At 74.6% G+C, this 3,891-nt stretch carries 3 protein-coding genes; 2 read left to right on the top strand and 1 reads right to left on the bottom strand.

The features are described from left to right. Window positions 1-395 (top strand): glycosyltransferase (locus LLG88_02915; protein MCE5245859.1); only part of this gene is annotated, 395 nt, incomplete at its 5' end. Further along, on the top strand, window positions 395-2,290 hold the full coding sequence (asnB, locus tag LLG88_02910; protein ID MCE5245858.1) for an asparagine synthase (glutamine-hydrolyzing): 1,896 nt from the start codon (window positions 395-397) through the stop codon (window positions 2,288-2,290). The genes LLG88_02915 and asnB, both read left to right, overlap by 1 nt. Window positions 2,291-2,416: 126 nt before the next feature. Here asnB and LLG88_02905 read toward each other — a convergent pair. Further along, on the bottom strand, window positions 2,417-3,891 hold a 1,475-nt coding region (locus LLG88_02905; GenBank protein ID MCE5245857.1), incomplete at its 5' end, for a hypothetical protein.

Genomic DNA, 3,891 nt, shown 5'->3' with positions numbered 1-3,891 from the left:
CGGCGGGGATCGGCGCACGGGTCCGGCTGCTCGGCTGGCGCGACGATCCGGCGACGATCGTCGGCGATCTCGACGTCCTGCTCCTGACGTCGCTCCACGAAGGGCTGCCGCGCGTCGTCCCCGAGGCGATGGCCGCGGGGAAGCCGGTCGTGGCGACGGCGGTGGACGGAACGCCGGAGGCGGTCGCCGACGGCGAGACCGGCTTCCTCCGCGCGGCGCGCGACGTCGAGGGCCTGGCCGCGGCGGTCGCGTCGCTGCTGGACGATCCGGCGCTCGCGCGGCGGATGGGCGCCGCGGGGGCGGCGCGCGCGGGGGAGTGGGACATCGACGACATGGTGCGGCGGCAGGAGGCGCTCTACGAGCGCCTGCTCGCCGCGGCGGCGCGGCGCGGCTGATGTGCGGCGTCGCCGGCTGCTTCGACCCGCGCGGCGCTCCGCTCGACGAGCGGGCGCTCGCCGCGCTGCGCGCGCTCGGCGCGGCGCTCGCCCACCGCGGCCCCGACGAAGGGGGACTGCGCGGCTTCGGTCGCTGCGCCTTCGCCCATCGACGACTCGCCGTGCAGGATCTCACGCCGGCCGCGGCGCAGCCGATGGTCCACGCCTCGGGGACGGCGCTCTGCTACAACGGCGAGCTTTACAACGTTCCCGCGCTGCGGCGGGAGCTCGAGGCGCGCGGCGAGACGTTCCGCGGCCACGGCGACGCGGAGGTCCTGCTCGCCGGATGCGCGGCGTGGGGGGCGGCGCGGGCCGCGCGGCGCGCCGACGGCATCTTCGCCTTCGCGCTGTTCGATCCGCGCGACGGCTCGCTGACCTTGGGGCGCGACCTCGCGGGGGTCAAGCCGCTCTACTACGGCCGCGACGAGGCGGGGCGGGTTTGGTTCGCGTCGGAGCTCGGTCCGCTCGTGGACGCCGCGCCGCTGCCGCGCCGGATCGACCGCGCCGCCCTCGGGGCCTACGCCGCGCTCGGCTTCGTGCCGGGGCCGCGCACGATCTACGAGGCCGTTCGCGCGCTCGAGCCGGGAACGCTGCGGCGCTTCGGCGGCGACGGCGCGGAGACGACGACGCGCCTCGCGCCGCCGCCGGCGCCCGACGTCCCGCCGTACGACGAAGCGCCGCGGCGGCTGCTCGATCTCGTCGCCGCGGCGGTCGAGCGGCAGCTCGTCGCGGACGTGCCGGTCGGGTTGTTCCTCTCCGGCGGGCTCGACTCGTCGTGCCTCGCCGCCGTCGTCTCGCGTCTTCTGGGACGGGACCTCGAGGCGTTCACGATCGGCTACGCGGACGAGCCGGTGATCGACGAGACGGCGTGGGCGGAGCGCGTCGCGCGCCACCTCGGGCTGCGGCACGTCGTTCACCGCGTCGCCGCGGCCGAGGCGCGCGCCGCGCTCGAGCCGATCCTCGCCGGGTGCGGCCAGCCGTTCGCCGACCCGTCGCTGCTGCCGACGTGGCTCGTCTCGCGCCTCGCGCGGGAAGGCGCCGCGGTCGCCCTCTCCGGCGACGGCGCCGACGAGCTCTTCGCCGGCTACCGCAAGTACGACCTCGAACCGCGGCGCGCCGCGTGGCTGCGCGTGCCCCGGCCGCTGCGCCGCGCCGCGGCCGTCGGCGCGGCGGCGCTTCCCGCGTCGCGCGCGAGCCGCTTCGGCGAGGGCGTGCGGCGCGCGCGGAAGTTCTTCGCCGCAGCGGAGCTGGACGACGCGCCGCGCTGGCTCGCCCTGCAGGCGCCGCTGGCCCCCGTCGCGCGCCTCTTGGATCTCTATCGCCCCGAGCTGCGCCTCGACGCGGCCTGCGCGCTGGACAGGGCCGGCGAGGCGATGGCGGGACGCGCGCCCGGCCTGCCGGCGATGCTCGCGGCGGACGAGGCGGTCACGCTTCCCGACCGGATGCTGCACAAGGTCGATCTGGCGAGCATGGCCCACGGCCTCGAGGTCCGCGTGCCGCTGCTCGACGGCGCCGTCGCCGCGTTCGCGCGCGCGCTGCCGCTCGACTACAAGCTCGGCGGCGGCGTGCGCAAGCGGGTGCTGCGGGACGCGGTCCTGCCGCTCCTGCCGCCGGAGATGGCGCGCCGCCCGAAGCAGGGGTTCGACGCGCCGATCGGGCGCTGGCTCGCCGGTCCGCTGGAGGCTTCGTTCCTCGAGCGGATCCACGACCCCGCCGCCGCGCGGCTGCTCGACGTGGACGCCGCGCGGCGTCTCCTCGACCTCCACAAGCGACGCCGCGTCGCCGCCGACGCCGCGCTCTGGTCGGTCTACTGCCTCGCCGACTGGGCCGTGCGGCGCGGCGGTTCGCTCGACTGAATAGAAACGCGGGACGAGGCGAACGCCCCGCTCGGGGCGGCGAGGCCGCCGCGGACTGCGTTCGTTCGACCGAATAGAAACGCGGGACGAGGCGAACCCCGTCCCGCGCGCGAAGGAGCGAAGAACTCAGTCGGCGGCGGAAGCGCCCTTGAACGCCGCGGCCGCGGCGTCGAGCAGCGGCTCGGCGGCGATCGGTCCGCCGGCCGCCTTCCGCTGCCAGAGGTCGGGGGTCCGCCGGCCGCACGTCGCCACCCGCTCGAACTCGGCGCCGAACTTGTCCGGGCCGGCCTTGCGGAAACTCTCGGTGAGCTGGAACTGGATCAGCTGGCCGATCAGGTAGTCGGGCGTGTAGAGGCCCGCGTCGATCAAGTGGGAGTAGACGGCGAGGATCGGCGAGTCCTTCACGCCCATCGCCGGCGCGAAGTACTTGTTCCAGACGTTCTGCGCGATCCCGACCACCGCCTCGCGGAACTCGGACGGCTTGGCGTTCGGGTGGTCGTAGAGCCAGCGCCACGCGTCGATGTCCACGAGCGCGACGCCGGCGATCTCGCGCGCCGCCCAGAACTGGTCGAGCGTCAGCAGTTGGCGCGCCTTTTCGTCCGGCGCCGGCAGCCCGAGCAGCTCGAGGTCGCGCTCCTGGAACATGAACGCCAGCGCCTCGGTGAAGGCGGTGTTCGGCACGCCGCGCAGCAGCGTGTGGTCGATCTCGCTGGTCGAGAACACCTGCTCGCAGTTGTGGCCGAACTCGTGGACGGCGATGTTGTACCCCTTGTAGTCCATCCCGTCGGCGCCGACCCGCGTCCGCAGGTGGGCCTTGTCGTCGCGCCGCGCCGCGCCCGAGGCGTGGCCCGAGCCGCGGGCCGGCTCGACGACGACGCGGTCGGCCAGGTACTGCGCCTTCTCGGCGGAGAAGCCGAGCGCCGTGAGGATCCGCGGCATGTCGGCCGCGAACGCCTGCGCGGTGGGGTACTTCTTCTTCGTCATCTCCGAGAGCTGATCTTCGGTGTACTGGGCGCGCGGCCGGAAGCCGGCGTACCAGATGTCGAACGCCTCCAGCGGGCGGCCCAGCCGCTTCGAGATCAGCTGGCCGACCTCGGCGCCGAGCGGCGCGGAGAGGACCTGCTCGGCGAGGCGCCGCACGTCGGCTTCGGGGATCTCGCGCTCGCGCGCGAACATCCGGTCCACGTGGGTCTTGAGCTCGCGCTCGTTGGCGTCCACGGCCTGCTCGGCCTTGAAGACGCCCAGCCACATCCTGTAGCGGTCGTCCGGCTCGCGGGCGTCGGTGGCCACGGCCTGCGCGCCGAGCGGCGCGTTGTCGTCGATCACCGAGGAGATCAGGACGTCGTTCGTCTCCGGCGTCCAGTCGAGCAGCGGGTTGTCCACGACCGCCTTCGGAATCTCCTGGCGGACGATCCGCTCCATGACCGTCGCGATCAGCCGCTGGCGGACGAGGCCGTCCTTCTCCGCGTAGTCGGCCTTGATCTGGTCGCGCAGGTTCCAGTGGGAGAGGAGGCGCATCCCCTTGGGGAAGGGGCGCTCGCCGTCCGTCGTCGTCACGTGGTGCATGTAGATGTTGTAGGAGGAGATGTAGGCGTCGGCGG

The organism is bacterium, assembly GCA_021372775.1.
Lineage (GTDB): Bacteria > Acidobacteriota > Polarisedimenticolia > J045 > J045 > JAJFTU01.
The sequence above is the reverse complement of the archived record's forward strand: the minus strand, read 5'-3'. Positions and strand labels throughout refer to the sequence as shown.